A 26,892-nucleotide genomic window follows, 5' to 3' on the forward strand; every position below is an offset into this window, starting at 1 on the left:
GGACCTTAAATGGAATCCACACATTCATTGTCTTATTCCTGAATTAATCTATTCTTTTAAAAAAGATAAAATCAAAACATTTCATCATTTCAATTTCACGAAGCTTAGAAAAACTTTTCAGTTTGAATTCATTCGACTCATACAGGAAACCGGTGGTTTAAAGAAGTCTGAAGAAAAAAACAGACTCTATAAAGATCATCCTAAAGGATTCTATGTCTACGCCAAATTCAAGTCCACTGACAACGATTCTAACGATGCTTCATCTAATAAAAACAGTAAAGATATTCAAGGCTGCGTAAACTATTTTATTCGCTATGCAGGTAGGCCTGCCATGACTGAAAATAGAATCACAGAATAAAGAATCAAAGACTGTCAGCTGGTTATACAATGATCATAAGGATGAAAAACGTCATGATGTCACAGATAATGTGATTGATTTTATAAACCGCCTTATCATACATATACCGGACTATCATTTCTTAACTACTCTATATTATGGATTCTATGCCAATGCTTCTAAGAAAACTCTAGATAAAGTACATGCACTTCTTGGAGTCAAAAAGAATAAGAATTATTCTCGTGAAAAAGAACCAAAACCCTTAAAAACAAACTCAATAAATTGAAGTACCGCACTCATTTGATTGATTCTTTTAATAGAGACCCAATTCAATGTAAATGTAAAGCCACAATACAGTATACTTATACATATAATTCATTCAAGGACAAAAGAAATGACAGAGCATACTGAAAAAGATGTATTGATGAAATGCACAAAATGCGGTTACGAAGAAGAAGTACCTAGATGGTTGATCGATGAATTGTTTCCAAATGAACCTGAAGAAAACTATATGATGCACTGCCCTGAATGTGATCATAAGATGATTGTAAAAAAATAATTCATCAACAAAAATAAATACAAAATGTTGGCTATTTTCAATAGCCCTTTTTGTCGTTCCTGATAACCTACAAATTGTGATAATCCGATATTTTTTCACATATTACATTTCCCTGTTCCGAAACCAAAATCTTAATATATAAAAAAAGAAGATTCATTATCGAATCTTCTTACTTAACAGCGTCTTTCAAAGCTTTGCTAGCTTTAAATTTTACAGATTTGCTTGCAGCAATTTCAATTTTTTCTTTAGTAGCTGGATTGATACCAGTACGAGCTGCTCTTTCGCTAATTGAGAATTTACCAAATCCGAATACATCTACAGTACCATTATCTTTTAATGTATCCGCTACTGTATCGAATACGAATTGAACATAAGCTGTTGCATCTTTTTTTGAACAACCGAATTCTTCAGCCAATTTTTCAGCTAAATCTTTTTTATTAATAACATTAGACATTTATATGTTCCTCCTCTAATTATTACCTCGCTATTTTATCATTTCTATAACTAGAGTGCAACGTCTTTCATTATGGATTCCACCACATATTTTGGTAAACCTACCACATTGGTATAATCACCTTCAATATGATCCACAAAATCACATTCCTGTATACCATAAGAGCCTGCTTTATCCATACATTTCCCACTATTTACATACGAAATAATATCTTGTTCTGTAAGTTTTTTAAAATAAACATCCGTCGTTTCGACATGTAGAAAAGTTTGATTTTTATAGATTACACAAACACCCGTTTTTACTTGATGCCTACGATTTGATAATGCGTTCAGCGTCTTTATCGCATCCTCTTTTGATTTTGGTTTACCCAATATTTTTTGATCCAAACATACGATCGTATCTGCCGATATAATAATCGAATCTGAAAAGAATTCTCTTACTTCTTTTGCCTTGGATTCAGCCACCTTTTTTAAAGCCTCATCCAAACCTAAACTTAAATCAAACACTTCATCCTTTTTGGCTGGACAAACAATAAAATCGTAGCCCAAATCTTTTAATATCTCTTTCCTTCGTGGAGATTTAGACGCAAGTACAATCATCTTTCAAAACCTATCGGTGCCTTTTTCACCATATAATAAATAGCCAATCCACTTGCCAGAACAACAAAACAAATCACTTTAATTACACAAGCAAGTACCAGCTTATAAAAAATTGTTTCTGGAAGCATACAAATCATGAAATCCGTATTGGGGTCTAACAGCCACAATTGATTTGTAAAGAAAATCGTATGAAACCATGTCCAGAAACTCGTAAAATCTGTAAAGATCCAAAACCCAAAAAATACAAGCATGAATATGAATGTAAACATAGCCGTTAAAAAACCTTTACTCAAATACGCAAACATGCATTCTGTTTCATTCCAGTAAAAATATAAAACAATCATCACTAGAATAATAAGAGCTGTTTTAGCAACCCTTAAAGCATTCTGATACAACGCCTTTACATCCACCATATGACTCGTTTCTTTTTCATTAAAAGTTTCTTGAGATACACCATACCATGTGATATATCCCTTTATATCCGCCCGTTTATCATCTAAATATTCCAACAATAAACGAATACTTTGATTCAAATCTTTCTTAGAAACACCAATATCACTAGCCAAATCCATCTCTTCATATTTAGGAATATAAAAATCTGGATTTAATGCCGTACTTTTGATACTAAACACAACACAAACAATGATAAAGCACCAGCCAAATATAAAACTTAAAACACGTCTCATTATTCTACTGCTACCAAATCAGCCTTTTCTACCATTGGCATAGCCTCAATCAAACTAACTAAAGACTGAATACTGATTTCTAAATCACTAATATCTAAAGTAAGTGCTACGTTGGCAATTCCATTAATAGGAATTGTTTGGTTAATAGCTAAAACGTTAACTTGTTTTACAGATACTAACGATAAAACTTTAGAAAGTGTACCCTTTTCATTTCTTAAAATCATCGAAATAATTGCCTTACGATTCGATTGTTCTGCATTAAATGAAAAAACGGCATCCTTATATTTATAATATGTGCCACGCGAAATACCAACCATTTTAACAGCTTCACTAATTCTTTTTGCCTTGCCCGACTGTAATAAAATACGTGCCTGCATAACTTGTTCTAAAACATCTGGCAAAATATCGCCGCTCACAACATAATATTTACTCATATTTTATAAACGCCCCCTCTTTGGCTATAGTTAAAAATCTATAATCCAATTCACTAAAACAAGATTCTAAAATCTTGGATAATTCAACCAAATGAGATTTTTCTAACGAAACAACCATCATAGTTGAACCACTTCCTGAAATCCACATTGGAAGTTGTTTTAAATCACAATACTTCTTTATCCTATCATATTCCTTAATAAATTGCCTACGATATGGTTCATGCAACAAATCCCTGCAAGAACTTGCAAGTAAAGACTCATTCCCCTGCTGCAAAGCTTGAATAAAGACGAGTGCATGCGATACTTGTGAAACACAATCTTTAAATGCCATTCCAGTCGGCAAAACCTTTCTTGTCTGAGAAGTTTTTACTTCATAACGAGGTACAATGGCCAAACAATGGTAGTTTGCACATGGAACAAGACTCATTTTCACATCTTCTCTTTCCATAAAACAAGCTGTAGCCTGACCAAAAATAGCTGGTGCTACATTATCTGGATGTCCCTCTATACTTGTGGCAATCTTTAAGATTTCCATCTTGTCCATACCCTTTTTAAACCATGCATCACAAGCTAAGATTCCCGCAACAACACACGTTGAACTTGAACCCAAGCCACGTGCAAAAGGAACATCTGTATCTATCGTTAGTTTAAAAGTCGGATATTCCAAATGTAAATAGTCACAAGTTGTATAAAAGGCTTGCACGACTAAATTGTTTTTTCCTTTAAATTCATCCGGACAACCTTCTACAATCAACGTATCACTTTCTTCAAAAGTAAAGTGAGCCCACCAGTCTACAGCCATACCAAGGCAATCAAATCCCACGCAACAATTTGCGCTTGTTGCTGGGACACACACACTAATCATGGAATACCTCTTTTGTACTTTCACATACCACATCTTTCATAGATGCTACATCTATAACACGATCATGTAAAACATCTAAGTCTTGAAGCTCCTTTAATTGAATAGGAATTGCATCTTGACAATATTTTGATAAATCTTGCATAGCCATCCATTCATTATCTTCTGTATATCCTAATGCTTTCAAAACATCTTGACTGAATTTATAAGGTGAAGCTGTAGCCAAAGAAACAATAGGACGATCTTTACATTCTTTTGCGACTTTGTACGCAATGGCCGAATGTGGATCTAAAACATAGTTTGTCTTATCATAAACCAATTTGATTTCTTCACTCGTTTCTTTGTCATCTACACTGCCACACGCAAATAAGTTTTGAATGGTTTTAAAAGTTTCATCATCAATCTGATAACGACCCTTTTCATTTAATTCCTGCATCCATTTCGATACTTTTTGTGTATCCTTATTTGATGCATAATACAATAATCTTTCTAAGTTTGAACTAATCAAAATATCCATACTTGGTGAAATAGTCTGGATAAAATCTCGATTTCGATCATAGATACCTGTCGTTAAAAAATCTGTTAACACACGATTCGCATTGCTGGCAACATAGAACTTTTCTACTGGCAACCCCATTAAATACGCATAATATCCAGCTAAAACATTTCCAAAGTTTCCAGTTGGAACACTAAATGAAACTTTATCCCCTAATTTGATAGCACCTTGATGCACTAATTGTTTGTAGCTATCAAAATAGTAAACGATTTGAGGAACTAGACGACCCACGTTAATGGAATTGGCACTTGTCAAAAGAATATTTTGTTTCGCACAATACGCATTCAGTTCTTCATCTAAGAATAGACGTTTTACTTGGCTTTGCGCATCATCAAAATTGCCTTGAATTCCAAACACATTCACATTCTTTCCTTTTTGCGTAACCATCTGACGATATTGAATGGCACTAACCTTTTTATATGGATAGAAAACATTAATACCAATATTTTCTACATCACAAAACCCTGATAAAGCCGCTTTACCTGTATCTCCACTTGTGGCAGTTAAAATCAATGCTTTTTGGTTCGTAGTTTTTAAGGCACAGGACATTAATTGTGGTAAAAGAGTTAACGCAACATCTTTAAAGGCACATGTAGGACCATGGAAAAGTTCTAAAATATAGACATCATCAACTTTTTTCACAGGTGTAATCTCTTTTTTAGAGAAAGAATTCGCATATGCATTTCCAACACACGCCACCAATTCTTCCTTCGTATAATCTGTAAGAAGATGTGAAAGTATATAAACGGCATTTTCTTTATAAGACTTTGAACATATTAAAGATAAATCTAAATGAATTTTATCTAAAGTTGGAAGTACGTATAAACCTCCATCTGGACTCATTCCATTTAGTATGGCTTGCTTGCTGGAAACGCTTTGGTGTGCGTCTCTTGTAGAAATATAATCGTTCATGAGAATCCTCCTTGAAAATCTATATTCCATATGATACAATGTTCACACTTTAAAAACAAGTGTTTTCTAAAAAGATACAGGAGGAACTATATGAACGCAGTTATCTTAGGTTATGGAGTTGTCGGAAAAGGAATTGAAATCCTTACAAATTCCCTAGATGATATCAACATAAAATACGTTTATGTACGTAAAGAAAAAGAAAACCTACCTTATTTTTCTAACAATGAAGATATGGTAGTTCAAGATGATATTGATATCGTTTTTGAATGTTTAAATGGATTAGAGCCTGCCAACACATTGATTCAAAAAGCTTTGAAAAAAGGAAAACATGTCATCAGCTCAAACAAAGCTGTTGTCGCAACCTATCTCGATACCTATTTAGAGCTTGAAAAAGAATATGGAGGAAGCATTCAGGTAGAAGCTTGTGTTGCAGGTGGTATTCCATTTATCGATGCCTTATTAAAACTAAAAAGGCTGGAACCACTACAAGGTTATGAAGGTATCTTTAATGGCACAAGCAACTACATTTTAGATTCTATGCAAAAAAACAACTTGGATTTCGAAGACGTTTTAAAAGAAGCTCAAAATAAAGGATATGCTGAAAAAGATCCATCTAACGATATTGATGGTGTTGACGTATATTATAAGACAAAGATTTCTAACAGCTTAGCATTCAACACACCCATCGTTGACATTCCGTATTATGCAGGAATTCGTACAATCAAAATGTTGGACATTAAATTCGTCAAAATGAACAATAAAGTCATACGTCATTTGTCTATATCAAGACAAATTGATGATAAGATCATTTCTATTATTGCTCCTTGCTGCATGGATGAAAATGATTTTTTAGCCAATGTTCCTAGCAACTACAACGCACAAAAAATCCTATCTCATAGCTTTGATACACTCGGCTATTATGGTCAGGGCGCTGGCCAATTACCTACAGCGCAAGCCATGGTACAGAATGCTTTAGATACACTTGAAAATAAAGAAAGAAAAATTGTTTATTCAACACCAAAAGAATTTGATACGTCTCTATTAAAAGAAACGTGGCTAATTCGCAGTGATGTCTCCCTAGAGAATTACTATCCTATTCAAAAGAAAGAAGCAAACTATTACTGGATTGAAAACCAGGATATGTCAATCATTAAGAAAGTTAAAGAATTAGATAAAAATAGTTTTATCGCATTATGGAGGTAGTCATATGCTAAAAATCACAAAATTTGGTGGTTCTAGTGTCGCAAATGCTGAACAGTTTAAAAAAATTAAAGTCATCATCCAACAAGATCCAACGCGCCGATACATTGTTGTATCGGCTCCTGGAAAACGTTTTGCGGCCGATAACAAAATCACGGATCTGCTTTACTTGTTAGATGCCCACAGAAAATACCATGTTGATGCATCGAGTGTCTTTAAACTCATCAAAAACCGTTTCATCGAAATAAAAAATGAATTAGGCCTTAAACAACCCATTGAAAAAGAGTTGGATGCCTTTTACACCAATCTTAACCAAATGTCCCAAGCTGTTATCGTCAGTCGCGGTGAATATTTCTGTGCTAAATTAATGGCTGAATATCTAGGTTATACCTTTGTGGATGCCAAAGATATTATTCGTTTTAAATTAGATAAATCCATTGACTGGGATGCGACCAGCGCAAAACTTCAAGCTAAATATGCTCAATACGACCACTTTGTTTTCCCAGGCTTCTATGGCACAAGTGCAAATGGACACATCCAAGTCTTCCCACGTGGCGGAGGCGATATTACAGGGGCTATTTTAGCAAAATGTCTTCATGCCGACGTATATGAAAACTGGACCGATGTGTCTGGATTCTTAATGGCTGATCCTACGATTGTTAAAAATCCAAAAGGAATTACTCATATCACATATTCAGAATTAAGAGAACTTTCCTATATGGGAGCAAGCGTACTTCATGAAGAAGCTATTTTCCCGGTTAAAGAAGCTAACATTCCAATCCACATTTTAAATACCAATCGTCCTCAAGATGCAGGTACAATCATCCAAGAACATTCAAAAGTAAAAAGTGGATATCCAATTACAGGTATTGCAGGTAAAAAGGATTTTATGTCTATCTATGTTTATAAAAAGCATATGTCAAATGAAGTTGGTTTCATTCGTAAAGCCCTATCCATCCTAGAAAAATACCACATCAGTATTGAACACATTCCTAGTGGAATTGATTCATTTAATATTGTTGTAGAGAAAAAAGAAATTGAAGAGAGTCTTTATGAAATCTTGGCACACTTCAAAGATGAACTAAAACCAGATAAATTAACTGTCCAAGAGGATTTAGCTTTAATTTCTACTGTAGGTAAAAACATGTCCGATAAGCCAGGTACAAGTGGCAAGTTATTTGGTGCCTTAGGTAAAAATAACATCAACATTGTCATGATTGCCCAAGGTAGTGATGAAATCAATATTACAGTGGGAGTTAAGAAAAAAGACTTCACAAAAACAGTCCAAGTTATATATGATACTTTCGTAGGAGGAAATGAAGAATGACAACAATCGCTATTGCCGGTGCTACAGGTGCTGTAGGACAACAAATGTTAGAATGCTTAATAGAAAGAAACATTCAGGCTGACCTTAAATTATTGGCTAGTGCCAGATCAAAAGGCAAAGAAATCAATGGACACATTGTTGAAGAATTAACAAAAGACAGCTTTCAAGGTGTTGACTATGTATTAGGTGCAACAGGAAATGACATCACAAAAATGTGGATGCCATGGGCCAAAGAAGCAGGATGTATCGTTGTTGATAACTCAAGTGCATTCCGTTTAGACAAAGATGTTCCTTTAGTAATTCCTGAAGTGAATAAAGAAGACATTAAAGACCATCATGGCTTGATTGCCAATCCAAACTGTGCAACGATTATTGCCCTTGTAGCTTTGCAAGCTTTACATAAAAAATACCACATCAAACGCATGATTGTGACAACATTCCAAGCTGTATCAGGTGCTGGTGTTCAAGGAATTGAAGATTTAAAGAACCAAATTGAAGATGAAAATATTCCATCAAAAGCTTTCCCTTACCAAATCGCATTTAATCTTATTCCTCAAATTGGAGATTTTGATGATTTAGGTATCTCAAAGGAAGAATGGAAGATGCAAAATGAGGCAAGAAAAATGTGGCACGATGATGCTTTAAAAGTTAACTGTACTTGTGTGCGTGTCCCTATTTGGCGTTCTCACTCTGAAAGTATCACCATCGAATGTGAAAATGAAGTAGATGTCAATGAGGCAAGAGAATTAGTATCCAAAGCTGAAGGCGTACTATTAAAAGATGATCCAAAAAATCAAATCTATCCAATGCCAAAAGATACGACAAATCAAGACTTAGTTTATGTTGGAAGAATTCGTAAAGACATCACGGATGAAACAAATCATACATTATCTCTATTCTGCTGTGGAGACCAGATTCGTAAAGGAGCTGCTACAAATGCAGTCCAAATTCTAGAAGAATTATTAAAGGCAAACGATTAATTTCGCTTGCCTAATTTTTTAGTTAATTTCAATATCTCCACTTGTCGTATTTAAAGTTAAGGTCGCATTATTTGTTCCTAACACACGAGTTACAGAACCCGTAAATTCTTCTTCACCAATTTCAATATCTCCAGATGTTGTAGAGGCAGTGATTGAAACATTATTTATATCTTCTGCACTTAAATCACCGGATGTAGTTTCTAATGCATTGTCTCCTGCCAATTGCCCAGCAAATTCTATGTCTCCACTTGTAGTAACAAAAGTACAATTATTTAAAATTCCGTTCTCAATAGAAATATCACCAGATACACTTGTCACTCTAGAATCCTTTAATGCCACGTTTTGAATTTCAACATCACCCGCAACAAGATTGCCACTCACAAGTAAAGAATCATTTGTCGTATAAATAATCACTTCATTATCATCGTGACCGATGAAATGTTTATCTGAAATTATTTCTTTTACGGTTAAAACACCATCATCAACAGAATAATCCAGTTTTTGTTTCTTCACATCCTGCAAACGATAAGAAATAGCATTCTCACTGGATTTCTCAATTTTAACATCCATACTTGTCAAATCTAAATTAACAGAAGTAAAATTCTCTATCCCCTCATGATTCAATGGTTCTTTCACAATCGCAGTTTCATTTACTTCTATATTACGAATCAAATGAATTGCAAGAAAGCTACCTCCTGCAATGCAAACAAGAATAAAAATAATTAATATGATAAATCCTTTTTTCATCAAATCACCTCTTTTACTACTAGTTTATCGCCACTACTTTGCTTTGTACAGTAGTATGCTCAATAAAAGAAGAATTACTCTTTAATTCTTCCCTTCTTAACATTTGGCAAAATGAAATGCTCATACATATACTTCCACAACACTTCACTACCCTCATGTGTTTTTTCATTTCGCTTTAATATCTTTTCAAGATGCACACCATTTTCAGCCCACATTCTTCCATCCGTCACAGCATTCAACATAACAGGCTGAAAATTATCCATCACTCTGGCAAACTTAGCTTCGGGTGTTTTTCTTTCTTCAAATTCATTCCACAAATCAAATACTTTCTTTGCCTGATCTTCTGGCAATAAATTAAAAATGCGATTAGCTGCTAAAATCTCTCTTTCATTTTGCACTTTCAAGCCTTGATCATCATATGCATAGGTATCCCCTGCATCAATTTCCACAAGATCATGAATCAACAACATGGAAATTGTTTTTAATACATCAATTTTTTCATTGGAATATTCACTTAATAATAGTGTCATAATAGCCATATGCCAAGCATGTTGAGCATCATCCTCAAAGTCTTTCCCATTGCTTTGAAGTGTCTTTCTTTTGATTTGTTTTTCTTTATCAATTTCCAAAATAAACTGCATCTGTTTTTCAATTCGTTCCATACCATCACCAACACCATTTTAACACACAAAAAGGCCCGGATTCACTCAGGCCTAATCTATTACGTCAACTTTGAAATCATTAGTGAACTTGAGGAAGGAGCAAAATACGATTTCTATTGACGCAAACCTTCTTAAAACTTCCTTTCGAAGTCAACGAAATTATATCACCATTTGCAACTATTTACAATATGATTGTAAATATTTTACATTTTCATGAAAGTATAAACATGTAAAATATTACACAAGATATCACACTCGATAAAACAACACCAATTACAGGTAAATTTTTTAAAGCTGCGATAACCGCTACAACACTTGCTAGAATGCCAATCCATATATTCTTATCTATATATAATATAGTTGGAAAAATCAAGGATGCCATGACTGTATAAGGAATCAATTGTAAAAATATCGCAAATTTCCCCGACACTTTCACTCGATCCATAAACAAAGCCGGCAACATTCTCGGTATATATGTTGATAAACAAAGAAATAAAATCAATATCGCAAATTTCATTGTAGATCCTCCTTGGAAATAAAACACAATCCAATAAGTGCACAACCTAGTGTTGATATCAAAATAGATAATGAACTCGATAAGAATTGATTTAATACCCAATTTACAACCATTGTCAGAATCACTACACACAATAAGCGACTCGACTTCTTAGTATTCGGCACCAACAAACCAATAAACATCGCATGTAAAGATACACCTAAACTCTTAGATACGATACTAGCCAGTATACTTGAAAAGAGGAAACCTAAAGTGGATCCTATATTCCATGATAAATAGGAAAATAGCGCAAGTCCTGCAAAGAATGACAGAGTTAGCTTATTGATTTTTTTATCTGTCATTGACATCACAAACACTTCGTCTGTAATCCCAAAAGATAAAAGTAAACGAATCGGCAAGCTTGTTTTCTCCATCTTTTCCATAATACACGTACTCATAATAATATGACGCAAATTTAATATAAAGACTGTAAATACAATTGTTACATAAGCAGCATTCTGAGCTAACATTGTGACAGCAGCCATTTGTCCAGCTCCTGTATACACAAACAAGGAAAAGCTCAATGCTCTAAAAAATGTTAATCCTGTTGCTTTAGCCATCATCCCATATGCTATTCCAACAGGAATATATCCTAAAATAATTGGGGTTGCTGCCTTGGCCCCTTCTTTAAAATCTTTCTTCATAATCATTGCCTAAAAAAAAGAAACAGTATAAAACTATTTCTCTTCTTCCTTCTTCTTAAACATTTCACTAAATACGCCTAACGCATAGAATAGCACACTAAAGCAGATGCTTTCATAACACGTTGTAATCATGTACAAAACCAAATTCACCACACTTAAATTTGTGCTGTAATATGAAGTAAACGTATTATATGCTTGGATTGCCGCATAACACGTATAAGCTAATGATAAAACGGCAAAAACATATAATAGAATTGTTAATGCATTCTTATTTTTCATTTGAAATACCCCCTTTAAATAATGTACTAATTAAACCACTATTTTCGTATTTATACAAACAGAAATTCTTTCAGTTTATTTTAAGCAAACGCATCATACGTATCATCATCCTCGCAAACAATTTGAATGACGCGCTTTCCATCCACTACAGTCGATACAATCTTGTCTGGATATTCCATGGCATCCGAACGAATCGTTAATTCAATACCTTGAGATAACTGGAATTTTTTTGTACGTTTATTATTCAAGCTTTCGGGAACAACTTTAAATTCTGTATCAAAATTTTTACGTTCAGGAAGCGCTAGTAAACAATCTTTAATAACATCTTTCTCAATTTCTTCTTCACTAAAAGAATACGAATCAATTAAATTATCAATACATTGATTGTAATTTAACTGCTGTGGTGTATTCATCACATTCTGTAATTCACTCGATAACTTTACATAATCCTTTTTAGAAACAGGTTCTACAGCGCTCTTCAATTCATTATCCACAGCCTTAAATGCGGAATATGTATTTTTAGCATCATCCCTAGCTTCATCTAACTCCAAGAATGAAACTGTCCAATATTTTGCCATAGTATCTGAATATGCCTTAACATCTTTAAATACAATATGCGAATTAATTTCATACATTGAAAATACAGCTGATTTCCACAATGATTTCTTATCTCCTGAAAATCCATACTTCTTTGATAAATCACTTCCATCATACCATTTTGAATGTTCCACTTTGGCAACCACAAATAAAAGTTCATCACTACTATTTTGTACCAAAGCCTGAATTAGACTTCCCTTTTTCACATTAGAACCCATGCGATAGATTTTTGCCTGCGCAAGTTTTTCGCTCATCAAAAGCTTATCTGCAATACTATCTGTAAGAACTTCACATTTTTCTTGATTCAATGCCATTTGACGAATACACGAAACAACTTGTGTTTGTTCATCATGAATGGTATACATTTTATTTTTCTCATTTGAGTTCGCATACTCAATATATTCTTTCACAAAATCTTGGAATTCTTCAGGCATCTCTTTTCTTTGTACTGTATCATTGTCTAAATCCAATATATGGAAAGATGTATATAAAATTGTCATAAAAAATTTACTCCTTTTTATCGCAAATATTATACAATAAGTAAAGGAGGTTTTAAAAATGAAAAGAAAATCGATACCTATTTTATTATTAACTGGCTATTTAGGAGCTGGCAAAACCACTTTATTAAATCACATTCTAAAAAATCAAGAAGGATATAAAGTTGCGATCATTGTCAATGATATTGGTGAAATCAATGTTGATCAAAAACTAATTGATAAAAATGCACAAATTCAAAAAGAAGACACAGACGTTGTAGGTCTTACCAATGGCTGTATTTGTTGCACACTAAAACTAGATCTTTTACAACAACTCTCAGCCTTAGCCTCGTCCAATAAGTTTGATTACATCATCATTGAAGCAAGTGGTATTTGCGAACCAATCCCCATTGCGCAAACCATCACAGCCGCCAATGAAACACTATATTCTAGAGGATTACCAGAACTATTCCACTTAGACAACATCATCTGCGTTGCCGATGCTGCAAGATTGTCAAATGAATTCAATTGTGGAAAACACTTATTAGAACCTTGTGAAGATGAAGATTCGCTAGACTCTTTATTGATGCAGCAACTCGAATTCTGTAATACAGTTATCTTAAACAAAGCAGAAACAGTCAACGAAGATGAGAAAAATGAAATCAAGGCAGTCATTCATAAACTATGTAAAGATGCCGGAATCATTGAGGCTAGCTTTGGCCAAGTTAATTTAGAAGAGCTTTTAAACACACATAACTTTGATTATGAAAAAGCACAAAACAACATTGGTTGGATTCACGAAATTGAAGAACACGAACACCATCATCACGAACACGAAGGTGAAGCTTTAGAATATGGAATTTCTACTTTTGTGTGGCAAACAAGAAAGCCATTGGATTTAAAGAAATTCACAAATCTATTAAACAACTATCCGAATGTGATTCGTACCAAAGGCTATGTATGGTTTGATAACCAACCTGATTCTGCCTACTTGTTTGAACAAGCTGGTAAATTAAATTCACTTACCGAAGACTCATTATGGATTGCTTCAGCTCCAAAACAAGATCAAATGGATTTATTAAAAGCCAATCCTCAACTAGCTCAAAGCTGGGATGAAGAGTATGGAGATCGAATCAATCAATTAGTCTTTATTGGAAAGAATATGAATGAAGAACAAATAAAAAGACAGTTCAATGACTGTCTTGCATAGGAGAAAAAATTCTCCTATTTTTTTATTAAATTTGAAAAGTTTTGATTCAAAATTCTTTCAACTTCAGAATACGATTGATTCTTTAACGAAGCCACCATAGTAATTTCATTTTTTAAAGCATCAATATAATCGTCACTATCAATAGCCCATTTCACAGCTTCAATACCATCGGATTCCATAAGTAATTTATCCATAGATACTTGTTTTACTAAATGCGTTACTTCCTCTTCTTTTCCAATTGAAGGACCAATCGTGAAATAAGATACCACTTCATCATATTCTTTGACATAATCCATACATCCATACCAATGTACAACATATGAATTTGAATATTTACGAATCAATTCAAGTATTGTTTTTTCCTGACCCTTTGTATGAAGAATGACTGGTTTATTTAAAGCATGTGCAAGCTGAAGCTGTTTTTCAAACACTTCTTTTTGAATATTTAAATCCAAATCACACCATACACTATCCATGCCGATTTCGCCAATGATAGGTGCCTTTTTTAACAAAGGAAGCATGGATTCAAACACATCTAAACTTGCATTCCAAGGATGTACTCCACAAGAATAGAACAACTGCTTTTGATGGACAAGTTCAAATTCTTTTTCATTTGCGACGTTACAAATACCAGAAATTCCATATTCATTCTGCAGCGCATTTATTTCTTTTGAATAATGATAATGTGCATCATGCATGATTTTCACCCTTCAACAATTCATAAACTTGTTTCTTCAAATCACTTTGTGAAAATAACCAATCTCTCGATTTCTTTTCTTTAGATAAGTCTATTTCCTGCAAGATATGACTTGGCTTATTCGATAAAATCAAAATACGATCTGACAAATATAGTGCTTCATCAATATCATGTGTAACTAATAAAGTAGTACGATTATAATTCTTTCTTAATTGTAACAACCAATCTTGCATATCATTTCGAGTAATAACGTCCAACGCTCCAAATGGTTCATCTAATAAAAGGATATCTGCTTTACACAAAGAAGTTCTCAAAAAGGCAGCTCTTTGGCGCATTCCTCCTGAAAGACTCGAAGGATATGCGTTTTCATAACCAGAAAGACCAAATGTTTCAAATTCTTTTAAAGCTCTTTGTCTGATTGATTTATCATGATTGATTTCGCCATACAGACAAACATTATCTAAAATCGTTCTCCATTCAAGTAATAAATCACTTTGTGGCATATACGCAAAATGACTACTAATACCTGTAATTGGTTCATCATCCACAAATACAGAGCCAGAATAATCTTCAATTAATCCTGCCAATACATTCAGAATGGTGGATTTACCACATCCACTTGGCCCTAGAATGGAAACAAATTCACCTTCTTGAATAGAAAAAGAAATATCGTTTAATATTTCTTTTCCTGAAAATTCAAGATTTAGCTTTTCAACATATAGCTTCATTATTTTACAAACTCGTTAGTATATTGGTCTTTCGCATCAATCTTTTGACTGATCAATCCTGTTTCATACATAAAATCTGTATAATTATCCCATACAGAATCTTTCATAACACCCCATGAATCTGCATCTTTGGCATATTGACTACTTAAATATTTTTGACTTTCTTTAAGGAATTTCAAATCTGTATCTGACAATGCATCCTCATGTAAGATTTCAGCTGCTTTACTTGGATGATCAATCGCATATTCATATCCTTTTTTAGTGGCTTCCATAAATTTTTTAACTGTATCTGAATTCTTTTCAATCATCTTTTTGTTGGTGATAATAACCGGAGTATAGTAATCCAAACGATTATCTAAATCAGCTAATGGCATATAGTTTAAATCATATCCATCTTGTAACGCTTTGATAATTGCCCAACCATAGAATTCCCATCCAAGGTTCACTTTATTTTTACCAACTTCATCACTAAGTCCTGCAATACCAGACCCATCAGATCCTACGATGTTTAACTTACTAAAATCAGCACCCGCTTCGTTCATAACCGCTTTAATGACAGCTTCTTCACTTGGTGCTCCCCATCCTGCATATGTTTTTCCTTCAAAATCCTTTACAGAATTGATGTTTGCACTTTTTAAAGAAACAAATCCTGAAGTGTTGTGTTGGATAATTGTCGCAATTGTTTTAATTGGAAGTGGATCTTCACTTGTTAGGGCATAAGTAACATCTTCTTGGTAAGAGATTCCAAAATCAGTTTTTCCAGCCGCAACCATTGAAGTTGTCGCATTATCACCTGGTTCAATAATATCTACATCTAAACCAGCCTCTTTATAATATCCTTTGTTTTTAGCTACATAGAAACCAGTGTGGTTTGTGTTTGGCGTATAATCCAACATCAATGTAACCTTCGTCAATTTTTCATCTGAACTTGATGTTTGAGCACAGCCAACTAAACTTAACGCAACAGCAGCTGCACACATAGCCTTTAAAATTTTCATTTTCTTTCTCCTTCTCGTAAATGTGGAAATAATATTTTTTCCAATAAAGTCACTCCTAAATTCAATAGAATGCTCCAAAATATAATCATCAATACACACGCAAAGACTTTATCTAATATATACCCATTTTTTACACGAAGCATATAGTAACCAAGTCCTGCTCTACTTGAAAGCCATTCACCTACAATAGCTCCGCCCACACAATAGGTAGCCGCTACCTTTAATCCTGAAAATAAGCCAATGGCACCCGATGGAATCTTAACAATTTTATAGATTTGAAATAGATTGGCACCAAAACTTTTTAATAAATTGATTTCTTTTTCACTCACTTGTGACAAGGCATCCGTAAAGGATATCGCAATCGGAAAAAAACACATAAATATGACAATCAACACTTTGGGCAACAAATCAAATCCAAACCAAATTGAAAACAACGGACCTAAAACCATAATAGGAACGGTTTGTGTCACAATCAAATATGGATAAATACTTGTCTTGAATGTTTTCGATAGATCCATACAAATTGAAATAAGTATCGCAAAGAAAGTACTAATCAACAATCCTAAGATTGATTCTTCCAACGTAACAAGCGAATGTTGCATTAGAATATCAAAATTCTCAATAAGTGCACTGATAATTTTTGATGGACTTGGCAAAATATAAAGTGAAATATCAAATACACGCACATATAATTCCCAGCCACCAATCACTAGAATAAACACAAGCAACGGCATGACAATTCTACGATTTTTCTTCATTCACTAGCTCCTTTCCAAATAAAAAAGACACCCTAGAGTGCCACCATCAATCGATATGACTCCCTACGCTAGAATTAACCAGATCAGGTAATAAGGGTTTTTCTCAGCATTTGCACCCCTGTCATGTATGTTTTTACTTGCCCATTGATTATATCACAATCTTAGACTAATTTATATTTCTTGCATATATCCTCAACAATTCCATCTAAACTTTTACCATCCATTGAAATCGAATCCATTTTGGATGCATACAAAGTATGGAAATAATCAAAATCCGCCTGTATTTCTCGCATATAATATGCCTTATGCTTATTTAGATACGATTGAGGGATGTGCAAAAGATTGTCATTATCATCTGTAAATTCCAAGCGTTTAAAAATATTTTCAGCTCGATCTGTTAAGTCGAAACAAATAATATCTGAATCTTCAAAGAAATCTTCATATGCATCTAAATACGCAATAGGACTTAGGGCAATGACTACATTTTCATTTTCTTTGATCCAAGATGAAATCATTTCTGCTCGCAATTCATCACGTTCATATTGATCATTATATTCATCTTGAAACCCAAGCATCGTACCATATTTCTCTTTGATTTTCGTATCCATATCGATAAAATCGTAACCTATTTTTCTTGCCAACAACTCACCAACAGTACTCTTTCCAATGTTACCCATCCCAAATATTAATATTTTCATTTTACACCTCTATATGCGCTTACTTATCTTATTTTCTACTTCTGCAATTCTTGCTGCAACTTTTTTCACTTCCAACATTTTCCATGCTTCTAAGTAAGGCAGAAATTCCTCTGTTCCCTCTTTCTCAATTTTATCAAGCACACACATAACAACTTGTCTATTCACTTCTTTCATTTCAAAAATGACACGACCCTTTTTTTCTTCTACATCTAAGCACATTCTTTGATAAAGTTCTTGGGCAAATGTTTCTTTTTCTAATTGCCATCCTTTTTCAGAAAATACCAATAAAGGTAGACGATAATCATATTCAATTCTAAGATAATCTTTCTTAATCATCCAATCAATGCATTTACTGATATCATCTAATTTCATATCTTGATAATATCCATAAGCAGGACATTCATTTAATTTATACTCGAATATCCTTTTATCTTTTGAACCCTTTAATATTTTAGCCAGCATACTTCTTCCACCAGTTGAAATCAATTCATCGGCACCTCTTAAAATCATTCGTATATCTTCCTGTGGTAAATCTTTAATTTCTCCTGCATCAAGACTGACTGGCACTCTATGTACTTTTCTACTCATCCATTCTTTACCCCTACATCATTACACGAATCAATCCACACAAAACTAAATGTCCCACATAGAACCAATAGAAGAACCATTTCATAAAAGTACTCTTTCCTCTTGTTCCATCATATAAAGACATAATTGGATAGACTAAAATAATTCCAAACTGCAACAAACCATAAACTACATCAATACATAAACAATAGACTATTACATACATAGAAATATATAAGGCCATACCTAATACTTGTTTTTTTAAATTACCTTGATTATTGTAAATATGGTTTGTACAAAGAATGGGAAAACAAGACCAGTCACTTGGAAATGCCAACAAACAAAGAATTAGAATACAACCTATCTTCTTTGCATCTTTCCATTCTTGATCTTCCACCCATAAACCAATCACCGACAAGAATAATGGCCATATAATACTTGTCTGATTTAATAAAGAATCTTTTAAAGGAATCAAAGAAATGCCAAAACAGAAGTTATACGCAAAGTGAGCGATAATTGAAAAAATCAATAATCTTTCTAAGTATTTCTTTAAACTATGTGTATGCGTATAACCTTCAACCACCATAAACCACATGATAGGAGCCGCTACTCTTCCAATTAAATGAATCAATAAAAGCCACCAATACTTTTCATGATTCGGATAAAATGTAGTTGCGAAATGATCCATAAACATCGCAATGATCGCAATCATCTTGATTTGATTTCCATTTAACTTTTTTATCATAGAGTCACACCCTCTCCTACATTAGGTTCAAAGTGCGAATAAACAACATCTGCACCAAATAAAAGAAGTAAAACTAAACATGCGGCCGATAATCTTTTATTTAAGTGTTCCTTTACCCAGTTATCAATTAAAGGCGCAATTACATAGACAAAAGCCATACCACCAATGCCAAACACCAATAAGCCTTCCGCACAAATTCTTCCATGAAGATTCAAGAAGTAGCCTGTATAATCCCACCATTTTTGACCATTATGCGTAAGCTCTAAAAAGAAACCAGTAAAGTATTCAATACATCCACAAAGAAGTACGGCCATACTAAATTCAACTTTTGGTCGCATTCTGAATCGTTTTAATAAAAGTAAAATCAAAACACAGCCAAAACCATAAATAGGAATCCACGGACCATGTAAAACTCCGCGATTCACAAAACATCCATAGCTAATCATAGAAAGACTGACTTCCCAGATCCATCCGACAAAACACATAAAGAAGAAACAGACTAAAATAGATGTTACTGTATAATTTCGATTTGGATGTAAAACGCGAAGGTTTGACTTCTTATACTCCTCTTCAATTGGAGATAGCCTTACTGGATAACATAATAAATACACTTCGGTAATCATAGTTTCAGCTTCCATTTTATTATAGGTATATCTTTCATATTGTTTTTCTTTTGAACTCAAATGAAAGATGATTCCAAAATTATCACACAAGAATTTTTTTACGCCCGTATACGCATTTTCTATTGGATTTTTCGCATTCAATGCCGCAATTACATCCGAATACGTATTACGCATCAAAGCACTACTTGGCTTTTCAAATAAATACGTATCATTTAAGATTGCACTTTGAAATTCTTTTCTTCTTAGTGTATAAAATTCACTCATCACAGCCATACGATACATATTCGAATAGAATATAGCACTAATCCCAAATGTACAAATATCCAAAATGTACCATCCTGCCATTGAAAATTGCCATTTAAAACATTCAAACTTATGTCCCTTCATCATATTTCGAGATAAAGAAAGTGCATCTTTTAAAGATATTGTTGGGTTTTCAGCCAAAATATAATCCACTAAATAATATATGTAGTAAAAATATATTCCTCCAACAACTGTAAAATTCATAATTGTCAAAATAATAGATTTCACTAACTTCACAAACGCAACATGCATCTGTTTTCGTATTCGCATTAAATAAACCAATCGATCAAGTGGAAGTTTTGCGTAAACTCTTCCTTCCAAAAATAGTCTACGATTAATAACTGGCAATACATTCACAATATACACTCTATAGAACACAGATATGCTTAAACCCATCACGACAAAACAAATACCCGCAATATCTTTTGAATGAACAATGGTAGATAAACCTAAAAATAGTGTCTTCACAAAGGATCCTGAAGTAATTCCATTTACCACATGTGCAAATACACCGTTGGTCGTACCAAAGACGTCTTCAGGAAGTAAAAATGTCATCGACTTCTCAAAAGAAGAGTGCATTAATAGGCCTGAAATACTCTTGGCATTTTCTTGTTTTAAAAGGGATAAAGTCGAACTAAACTCACTTCCCATAAGTACTGCTGCAAGACATAACACTAAATAGGTCGCATAGTGTGTTTTTACATTTTTATGTGCATTTTTCTTAATTTCTTTGAGTTTCATACTTAAATAATAGCATATCTGTAGTAAAATATTTTCAAAAAGAAAGGGGATTTATGATGAATCCAATTATCCAAAGTTTATTTGACCGCAAATCTTGTCGCATTTTTAAAGATAAACAAATATCCCAAGAAGAAAGAAAATTGATATTAGAAGCTTGCATGCAGGCACCGAGTGCAGGAAACCAACAAATGTATACAATTATTGATGTACAAGATAAGAAACTACAAGAAACACTATCTAAAACGTGTGATAATCAATCTTTTATTAATCAAGCTAAAATGGTTTTAATTTTCTGTGCTGATTTTCAGAAATGGTATGATTTATTTGTTTATGAAAATTGCAGTCCTAGAAAACCAGGCGTTGGTGATTTATTATTAGCCACAACGGATGCGACTATTGCCGCACAAAATGCGGTTGTAGCAGCCGAAAGTTTAGGAATTGGATCTTGTTACATTGGTGACATTTTAGAGCAGCATGATTTACATAGAGAATTATTAAATCTAAGTGAATATGTAGTCCCTGTATGCATGTTAGTACTTGGATATCCTGCAGAGGATCATTTTAAAAGACAAAAGCCAAAGCGTTGTAAATTAGAAGATATTGTTTGTGTTGATCAATATCATAGAAAAGACAAAAAGGAATTAAAAAATATGTTTGAACATAAAGCTGGAAATAAAACATTAAATGAATGGGCAACAGCCTTCTGTAAGCGAAAATACAATTCGGATTTTTCAAAAGAAATGACAAATTCTGTACAAAAATATATTGACCAATTTAAAAGTGAAGCCGATTAAGACTTCACTTATTAATTTCTAATACCGCATGATACGCATCTTTAAATGCATCTAAAGCAACACCTGCTTTTTTACAATCACCAATGATGTATGTAGGAATACCTAAATCTGCATACATGCTTGTATCGTTTGCCTTTGATCCTACAGCCATAATCACACTATCACATGGATATTCTTTGCCACTGGCAACAACTGCATGATCCTCAATTCGTTCTACAGTGGCACTTGTTTCAATTGTGATTGGCATTTGTGCCATCGCAAACTGCGCTGTAATTTGACGCAATGGTCCTAGATCTTGTAAAGCTTTTTCTTTCATTTCTAAAACAGTGACTTTCTTTTGTCTTGCAGCCAAGAATTCAGCGGTTTCAAAACCAACAAGACCACCACCAATAATGACGACGTTTTCACCTGGCACTTCTACTTTTTCACTTAATACATCATGAGCAACAATGGCTCTTTCACTACCTTCAATTGAAAGTACAAACGGACTAGATCCAATCGCAACAATGAGTGCATCCGGCTTAATTTCTTCAATCATTTCTTTAGTAACAACAGTATTTAAGTGCACTTCAATTCCAGATTCTTGAACATCCAAAATCATTTTATTGACCGCATTCTTAAAGTCTTTTTTAGCTGAAATAGCCCCGGCCAATAAGAATTGTCCACCAAGGCTTTCACTCTTTTCAAATAAAATTGGTGTATTGCCTGTTTCTTTTAAATCTAGAGCCGCTTCCATACCTGCAATTCCACCACCTAAGATGACAACTTTTTTAGAAACAGATCCTGGTTTTAGGTCTAATGTTTCCTCTTCTAATAAGCCAGGATTTCGCATACAAGTAATGTGTTTAATTGCTGGATTATATAACGATGCACAGAATGAGTCATAACAACCTTGGTTACATCCGATACAATAACGAATCTGATTGACCTTACCTGCTTTAGCCTTATTACAGAAGTTGGCATCGGCAAGCTGAGCACGTGCCATAACTACTAAATCGGCCTTGTCATCTTCTAAGATTTTTTCGGCAAATTCAGGCGTATTGATACGTCCACATGGCATTGTCAACATGCCTGTTTCTTTACGAATGCGCGCAGCATCTTCTACGTTAAATCCATTTTCAATATCCACTGGAGCCACTTCATATAATGTAGCTGCCGTTAATATATTTCCACGACTAATGTTTAATACGTCAACACCGAATTCTTTAGCATCTTTACAGAATTCAATCACTTCTTCAACCGTTAGTCCACCATCTAACATGTCATCATGACAATCCACACGCATGAATAGTGGCATATCTTCTGGCATATTGGCACGAATCGATTTAATGCATTCCAATGGGAATTTTTTACGATTTTCAAAAGATCCACCCCACTCATCACTTCGATGGTTAATTCCACCTGAAAGCATAGAGTGTGGTAAATAGTTATGTGCACAATGAAATTCTAAACAATCAAATCCAGCTTCTACTGCACGTTTTGCCGCTTGTCCAAACTTATCTATTATATCGAGTAATCTTTCATTTGTGATAGCTGGCACGGTATATTGTGGACTTAATGGTAAGTCATTGGGTACTAAAATCTGAGCCGTTTGATCTGAAGCTACGGCTAATCCACCTTGCCATAATTGAATGCAAGTTTTTCCTCCAGCTTCATGCACGGCATCATTTAACTTTTTAAATCCAGAAATATACTTATCGTCGGCAATAGACAAAAATCCAAAAGGTGCACTGGCCGCATCAACACTTGTAACTTCAATTGTATTTAATCCATTTCCACCTTTTGCACGAGCCACATGATACGCAATCAACTTATCTGTAACACTCTTTCCATCTTCACTTTCCGCACTTTCATGTGTTCCCATCGCAGACATGACAACACGATTTCTTAATTCCATACCACGAATCTGTATGGGTTCAAACAATTTGTCAAACATATGATTGTCCTCCTTTTCGTATGTTTATTTCTTATTTTATTATACTTCAATTGTTAGTGGTTTCACATACACAAAAGAAAAAGAGCTGTCATTCTTTGACAACTCGTACAGTTTCAATACCATAGTATTTCATGACTTCAATAGAAGACTCACTAATCACTTCTCCTGGAATCACTGGAAGAATCGCAGGAGGACAAGATACAGTCACACTGGAGCATACTTGTCCTAATGATTTAGATACATCCAATGTTATACTTGGCGAAAATAAAGCTTGACGCACATTCATGGCTTTTTTAGATTGTTCTAATTTTGGTGGCTTATTTGCTAAAATGGGTTTTCTTTCAATTCCACATAAACATGTCTCTAATCGTTTTAAGTCATCCTTCGTATTATATGGAGATGGCATTAATACAATATAGTCTGAATCATAGAATTCAGCATAGATATCACATTCCATTAAAAGATTTGCGATTTCATTTCCAGTATAGCCAAACTCTTTTGTTGAAATCGTTATCTTCATGGGTTCACCAGATAAAATCGTGTATCCATATTGAACCAACGTATTCTTTAATCCATCCACTCTTTGTATACATTCAGACAAAGATTTTTTAAACGTAGTATCCAACACCTCATTTGCCGCGTCTAAAGATGCCATAATCAAATAGGATGGACTTGTAGAAGAAAAATATTCCATAAAATGTTTAACGTCATTTTTCCATACTTGATTCAAAGAATCACTTAAGTGAAGATAAGCTCCCCCAGTAAGTACAGGTAGTGTTTTATGGGCCGAATCACAAGATAGATCAGCTCCTAAATCTACAGGATGTAAAGATGGTTCTAAAAAACGAAGATATGCACCATGCGCATTATCGACGGCAAGTAGTACATTATGTTTTTTACATACACTAGCTAAAGACTGAATGTCCCAAAGATTTCCTAAATAGTCTGGATTGGTCAGATATACAGCCGTTGGAAGACTTTCAATAATTGCCTTTTCTAAATCCTCTTCATTTATCTTACAAGATAAATAATCACTATTTCCATATAACCATTCAATATCAAAATCTAATAGTGCAGCCGCATGAATAAAACTTCGATGCGCATTTCTTCCTGCAAGAATTTTAGGCTTCTTGCCTTTACTTTTGGCATCTTGGCATAATATCGTGCACATCGTTTGAATGCATAAAGTAGAGCCTTGGGTTGAATAATAGGTTGGACATCCAAATAAAGAGGAAGCATTTTGTTCACTTTCCTTAATGATTCCTTCTGCCGCAAACAGTTCATCAGCTCCATAAATTTCTGTAAGATCCATTCCTTCAAAACCAAGAATGCCAGCGCCTTTATGGCCTGGCATATGCATTCTTACAGGTGATTTTTCTTGATACGATTTTAGAAAACTAACAATCGGCGTCTTCATGATTATTTTCTTTCATATCACGAATAATGGCTACGGCAAGGGCACACTCTAATCGTTTACAGAATAGCTCACAACCTTCTTTATATACACCTTTTACAGATCCTGTCGCATGGTATGCATTGGCTGCACATCCTCCAGAACAATAAAGTCTTGCCCAGCAATCTGCACATTCTTTACGTGCATATACGTTACATGATGCAAATTCATCCTGAATCTTTTTGTTTGTGACACCCGTATAAATGTCTCCTAATTTAAAGGCTTCTTCTCCTACAAATTGGTGACAAGGGTATAAATCTCCCCATGGTGTTACGGCCATATATTCAGTTCCTGAACCACATCCTGAAATACGTTTATAAATACATGGTCCACCTTTTAAATCAATCATATAGTGATAGAAAGTAAATGGATCTTTTTTCTCATCATATTCCAACATCAACTTCGCTAAATCTTCATATTGTTTCATAACAACTTCACGATCGGCTTCTGTTAATGCTGCAGGATCATCGGATTTGGCAACAACAGGTTCCATACTTAATTCTCTAAATCCTAAATCTAACATTTGTTGCACATCTTTTAAGAAGTCTGGATTGGCGTGAGTAAAAGTACCACGCATATAGTAATTTTTACCTTCACGAGCCTTTACTAACTTTTGGAATTTAGGAACGATTGTATCAAAACTTCCCTTACCAGAATAATCCACACGATAACGGTCATGCACTTCTTTACGTCCATCTAAACTTAAAACAACGTTGCTCATTTCTTTGTTCGCAAATTCAATTACGTCATCATCAATCAACATACCATTTGTCGTTAATGTAAAACGGAAATTCTTTCCAGCTTCTTTTTCAATACTACGAGCATACTCAACCAATTGTTTAACCACATCAAAGTTCATTAGTGGCTCTCCACCAAAGAAATCCACTTCTAAGTTTCTGCGTGTTCCTGAATTTTCCACCAAGAAATCAAGAGCTCGTTTTCCCGTTTCAAAACTCATCAATGCACGATCTCCATGGTATTTTCCTTGGCTGGCAAAACAATACGAGCAATTCAAGTTACAGGTATGGGCAATATGAAGACATAAAGCTTTAATAACACCACTTGTCTTAGCCTTTAACTGGCCTGCCATTGGCTCATATATATCTTCACTAAATAAACGACCTTGTTCTTTTAATTCTAAAATCTGGTCGTAACATTCTTCCAATTCAGATGTTTCAACGCTAGGGTATTTCTCCTTCATTTCTAAAACCAAGGTATTTTTATCTTTATCTAAAAATTCAGCAATCATATCATAAGCAATTTCATCTACCACATGAATGCTTCCTGAACAAATATCCAATACAATATTCTGATTAAACATCTTATACTGATGAATCATCTATATTTCCTCCTCAAAATTTAAAAAATGCTGCCTTAAAGGCGGCATTAAAAATGCCGAATTACTTCGGCATTTCTTAATTACTTACTTTCTTTATTATTTTCGCAAGCTTGGTTCGCAATTCCACAACTAGTTTTACAAGCTGATTGGCAAGAAGTTTGGCATTCTCCACATCCACCATTTTTTGCGCTTTCACACAAGTTACGAGTATCTACTGTATTAATATGTTTCATGATTATATACCCCCATATAAATTCCTTTTTATTTTAACACGCCAACAAAAGAATATCAAATTAAAAAGGCATTCCTAGTGATTACGCATGAAATGATCTTCAAAATTTCGCGATTTAAGATTATTTATTTTTTTATACACTTTAATAGTGTATTGGTGTACACTATTATTATGAAAAGATATGTTACTTATCCTGACTGGGT

32 protein-coding genes and 1 riboswitch are annotated in these 26,892 nt (G+C 34.0%); of the genes, 8 read left to right on the forward strand and 24 right to left on the reverse strand.

The window, feature by feature from the left end; translation table 11 throughout:
- The 3 genes from FYJ55_RS11285 to FYJ55_RS10795 form a co-directional block, all read left to right on the forward strand.
- On the forward strand, positions 1-358 hold a 358-nt coding region (locus tag FYJ55_RS11285), incomplete at its 5' end, for a transposase (protein ID WP_195836670.1).
- A complete protein-coding gene (locus FYJ55_RS11290; RefSeq protein ID WP_326831844.1) occupies positions 342-623 on the forward strand; it encodes a transposase in 282 nt (93 codons plus the stop codon). The genes FYJ55_RS11285 and FYJ55_RS11290, both read left to right, overlap by 17 nt.
- Positions 624-731: 108 nt before the next feature.
- Positions 732-896 (forward strand): hypothetical protein, encoded by a 165-nt coding sequence (locus FYJ55_RS10795; protein ID WP_181979362.1) that lies wholly within the window; start codon positions 732-734, stop codon positions 894-896.
- A gap of 169 nt (positions 897-1,065) precedes the next feature.
- Here FYJ55_RS10795 and FYJ55_RS05160 read toward each other — a convergent pair whose 3' ends face one another.
- From FYJ55_RS05160 to thrC, 6 genes are read right to left on the reverse strand one after another with little or no spacing between them, the layout of a single operon-like run.
- The gene (locus FYJ55_RS05160) at positions 1,066-1,350 is read right to left on the reverse strand and encodes an HU family DNA-binding protein (RefSeq protein WP_003863836.1); all 285 of its coding nucleotides are present in this window, start codon (positions 1,348-1,350) and stop codon (positions 1,066-1,068) included.
- Between the two features lie 50 nt (positions 1,351-1,400).
- On the reverse strand, positions 1,401-1,949 hold the full coding sequence (locus FYJ55_RS05165; RefSeq protein ID WP_154555936.1) for a Maf family protein: 549 nt from the start codon (positions 1,947-1,949) through the stop codon (positions 1,401-1,403).
- Positions 1,946-2,635, reverse strand: coding sequence for a TIGR01906 family membrane protein (locus tag FYJ55_RS05170; protein WP_154555937.1), 690 nt, complete (start codon positions 2,633-2,635; stop codon positions 1,946-1,948). The genes FYJ55_RS05165 and FYJ55_RS05170 overlap by 4 nt, the downstream gene beginning before the upstream one ends.
- Positions 2,635-3,069, reverse strand: coding sequence for an ACT domain-containing protein (locus FYJ55_RS05175; RefSeq protein WP_003863833.1), 435 nt, complete (start codon positions 3,067-3,069; stop codon positions 2,635-2,637). The genes FYJ55_RS05170 and FYJ55_RS05175 overlap by 1 nt, the downstream gene beginning before the upstream one ends.
- On the reverse strand, positions 3,062-3,934 hold the full coding sequence (gene thrB, locus FYJ55_RS05180; RefSeq protein WP_195836671.1) for a homoserine kinase: 873 nt from the start codon (positions 3,932-3,934) through the stop codon (positions 3,062-3,064). The genes FYJ55_RS05175 and thrB overlap by 8 nt, the downstream gene beginning before the upstream one ends.
- Positions 3,927-5,399 (reverse strand): threonine synthase, encoded by a 1,473-nt coding sequence (gene thrC / locus FYJ55_RS05185; RefSeq protein ID WP_154555939.1) that lies wholly within the window; start codon positions 5,397-5,399, stop codon positions 3,927-3,929. Before thrC ends, thrB begins: the two co-directional genes overlap by 8 nt.
- A 90-nt stretch (positions 5,400-5,489) precedes the next feature.
- On the opposite strand from thrC, the gene FYJ55_RS05190 reads away from it, so the two are divergent.
- Genes FYJ55_RS05190 through FYJ55_RS05200 form a run of 3 tightly spaced genes read left to right on the forward strand, consistent with a single transcriptional unit; the run spans position 5,490 to position 8,906 of the window.
- Complete coding sequence (locus FYJ55_RS05190) at positions 5,490-6,602, forward strand: homoserine dehydrogenase (protein ID WP_195836672.1); 1,113 nt, start codon at positions 5,490-5,492, stop codon at positions 6,600-6,602.
- 4 nt (positions 6,603-6,606) lie between these two features.
- Positions 6,607-7,926 (forward strand): aspartate kinase, encoded by a 1,320-nt coding sequence (locus tag FYJ55_RS05195; protein ID WP_154555941.1) that lies wholly within the window; start codon positions 6,607-6,609, stop codon positions 7,924-7,926.
- Entirely contained in the window at positions 7,923-8,906 is a 984-nt protein-coding gene (locus tag FYJ55_RS05200) for an aspartate-semialdehyde dehydrogenase (protein WP_154555942.1), read from the forward strand. The genes FYJ55_RS05195 and FYJ55_RS05200 overlap by 4 nt, the downstream gene beginning before the upstream one ends.
- A gap of 18 nt (positions 8,907-8,924) precedes the next feature.
- Here FYJ55_RS05200 and FYJ55_RS05205 read toward each other — a convergent pair whose 3' ends face one another.
- The 6 genes from FYJ55_RS05205 to FYJ55_RS05230 all read right to left on the reverse strand — a co-directional run bounded on the left by FYJ55_RS05205 (position 8,925) and on the right by FYJ55_RS05230 (position 12,891).
- Positions 8,925-9,653 carry a DUF4097 family beta strand repeat-containing protein gene (locus tag FYJ55_RS05205; RefSeq protein ID WP_154555943.1) on the reverse strand — a complete coding sequence of 243 codons (729 nt, stop codon included), beginning with the start codon at positions 9,651-9,653 and terminating at the stop codon, positions 8,925-8,927.
- Positions 9,654-9,727: 74 nt separating this feature from the next.
- On the reverse strand, positions 9,728-10,315 hold the full coding sequence (locus FYJ55_RS05210; RefSeq protein WP_154555944.1) for an HD domain-containing protein: 588 nt from the start codon (positions 10,313-10,315) through the stop codon (positions 9,728-9,730).
- Between the two features lie 211 nt (positions 10,316-10,526).
- Positions 10,527-10,832: an AzlD domain-containing protein gene (locus tag FYJ55_RS05215; protein WP_154555945.1), complete on the reverse strand. Its 306-nt coding sequence runs from the start codon at positions 10,830-10,832 to the stop codon at positions 10,527-10,529.
- A complete protein-coding gene (locus FYJ55_RS05220) occupies positions 10,829-11,515 on the reverse strand; it encodes an AzlC family ABC transporter permease (protein ID WP_195836673.1) in 687 nt (228 codons plus the stop codon). Before FYJ55_RS05220 ends, FYJ55_RS05215 begins: the two co-directional genes overlap by 4 nt.
- A gap of 33 nt (positions 11,516-11,548) precedes the next feature.
- A complete protein-coding gene (locus tag FYJ55_RS05225; protein WP_118116293.1) occupies positions 11,549-11,794 on the reverse strand; it encodes a hypothetical protein in 246 nt (81 codons plus the stop codon).
- An 80-nt stretch (positions 11,795-11,874) separates the two neighbouring features.
- Positions 11,875-12,891, reverse strand: a complete 1,017-nt coding sequence (locus tag FYJ55_RS05230; protein ID WP_154555947.1) for a nucleoid-associated protein — start codon at positions 12,889-12,891, stop codon at positions 11,875-11,877.
- A gap of 58 nt (positions 12,892-12,949) precedes the next feature.
- Here FYJ55_RS05230 and FYJ55_RS05235 point away from each other — a divergent pair, with 58 nt between their 5' ends.
- Positions 12,950-14,077 carry a CobW family GTP-binding protein gene (locus FYJ55_RS05235; protein ID WP_154555948.1) on the forward strand — a complete coding sequence of 376 codons (1,128 nt, stop codon included), beginning with the start codon at positions 12,950-12,952 and terminating at the stop codon, positions 14,075-14,077.
- Positions 14,078-14,091: 14 nt separating this feature from the next.
- Here FYJ55_RS05235 and FYJ55_RS05240 read toward each other — a convergent pair whose 3' ends face one another.
- The 8 genes from FYJ55_RS05240 to FYJ55_RS05275 all read right to left on the reverse strand — a co-directional run bounded on the left by FYJ55_RS05240 (position 14,092) and on the right by FYJ55_RS05275 (position 20,935).
- Positions 14,092-14,775 (reverse strand): TatD family hydrolase, encoded by a 684-nt coding sequence (locus tag FYJ55_RS05240; RefSeq protein ID WP_154555950.1) that lies wholly within the window; start codon positions 14,773-14,775, stop codon positions 14,092-14,094.
- Positions 14,768-15,502 carry an ABC transporter ATP-binding protein gene (locus tag FYJ55_RS05245; protein WP_154555951.1) on the reverse strand — a complete coding sequence of 245 codons (735 nt, stop codon included), beginning with the start codon at positions 15,500-15,502 and terminating at the stop codon, positions 14,768-14,770. Before FYJ55_RS05245 ends, FYJ55_RS05240 begins: the two co-directional genes overlap by 8 nt.
- On the reverse strand, positions 15,502-16,500 hold the full coding sequence (locus FYJ55_RS05250) for an ABC transporter substrate-binding protein (RefSeq protein ID WP_154555952.1): 999 nt from the start codon (positions 16,498-16,500) through the stop codon (positions 15,502-15,504). Before FYJ55_RS05250 ends, FYJ55_RS05245 begins: the two co-directional genes overlap by 1 nt.
- Positions 16,497-17,258, reverse strand: a complete 762-nt coding sequence (locus tag FYJ55_RS05255) for an ABC transporter permease (protein ID WP_154555953.1) — start codon at positions 17,256-17,258, stop codon at positions 16,497-16,499. The genes FYJ55_RS05250 and FYJ55_RS05255 overlap by 4 nt, the downstream gene beginning before the upstream one ends.
- Before the next feature lie 43 nt (positions 17,259-17,301).
- Positions 17,302-17,388, reverse strand: a riboswitch (TPP riboswitch).
- A gap of 31 nt (positions 17,389-17,419) precedes the next feature.
- Positions 17,420-17,956, reverse strand: a complete 537-nt coding sequence (locus FYJ55_RS05260) for a shikimate kinase (RefSeq protein ID WP_154555954.1) — start codon at positions 17,954-17,956, stop codon at positions 17,420-17,422.
- 9 nt (positions 17,957-17,965) lie between these two features.
- A complete protein-coding gene (locus FYJ55_RS05265) occupies positions 17,966-18,544 on the reverse strand; it encodes an RQC-minor-1 family DNA-binding protein (RefSeq protein WP_154555956.1) in 579 nt (192 codons plus the stop codon).
- A gap of 13 nt (positions 18,545-18,557) precedes the next feature.
- Positions 18,558-19,268 (reverse strand): TraX family protein, encoded by a 711-nt coding sequence (locus tag FYJ55_RS05270; RefSeq protein ID WP_154555958.1) that lies wholly within the window; start codon positions 19,266-19,268, stop codon positions 18,558-18,560.
- Positions 19,265-20,935: a DUF975 family protein gene (locus FYJ55_RS05275; protein ID WP_154555959.1), complete on the reverse strand. Its 1,671-nt coding sequence runs from the start codon at positions 20,933-20,935 to the stop codon at positions 19,265-19,267. The genes FYJ55_RS05270 and FYJ55_RS05275 overlap by 4 nt, the downstream gene beginning before the upstream one ends.
- 53 nt (positions 20,936-20,988) lie before the next feature.
- On the opposite strand from FYJ55_RS05275, the gene FYJ55_RS05280 reads away from it, so the two are divergent.
- Positions 20,989-21,729 carry a nitroreductase family protein gene (locus FYJ55_RS05280; protein WP_229771098.1) on the forward strand — a complete coding sequence of 247 codons (741 nt, stop codon included), beginning with the start codon at positions 20,989-20,991 and terminating at the stop codon, positions 21,727-21,729.
- A gap of 4 nt (positions 21,730-21,733) precedes the next feature.
- Here FYJ55_RS05280 and baiCD read toward each other — a convergent pair whose 3' ends face one another.
- The 4 genes from baiCD to scfA all read right to left on the reverse strand — a co-directional run bounded on the left by baiCD (position 21,734) and on the right by scfA (position 26,690).
- A complete protein-coding gene (gene baiCD, locus FYJ55_RS05285) occupies positions 21,734-23,665 on the reverse strand; it encodes a bile acid Fe-S flavoenzyme BaiCD (RefSeq protein ID WP_154555961.1) in 1,932 nt (643 codons plus the stop codon).
- An 88-nt stretch (positions 23,666-23,753) separates the two neighbouring features.
- Positions 23,754-25,082 (reverse strand): aminotransferase class V-fold PLP-dependent enzyme, encoded by a 1,329-nt coding sequence (locus FYJ55_RS05290; RefSeq protein ID WP_154555962.1) that lies wholly within the window; start codon positions 25,080-25,082, stop codon positions 23,754-23,756.
- Positions 25,063-26,457 (reverse strand): thioether cross-link-forming SCIFF peptide maturase, encoded by a 1,395-nt coding sequence (scfB, locus tag FYJ55_RS05295; RefSeq protein ID WP_154555963.1) that lies wholly within the window; start codon positions 26,455-26,457, stop codon positions 25,063-25,065. Before scfB ends, FYJ55_RS05290 begins: the two co-directional genes overlap by 20 nt.
- Positions 26,458-26,537: 80 nt before the next feature.
- Positions 26,538-26,690 carry a six-cysteine ranthipeptide SCIFF gene (scfA, locus tag FYJ55_RS05300; protein ID WP_003865538.1) on the reverse strand — a complete coding sequence of 51 codons (153 nt, stop codon included), beginning with the start codon at positions 26,688-26,690 and terminating at the stop codon, positions 26,538-26,540.
- Between the last annotated feature and the right edge of the window lie 202 nt (positions 26,691-26,892).

The sequence above is a fragment of the Holdemanella porci genome (assembly GCF_009696075.1).
Classification (GTDB): Bacteria; Bacillota_I; Bacilli_A; order Erysipelotrichales; family Erysipelotrichaceae; genus Holdemanella; species Holdemanella porci.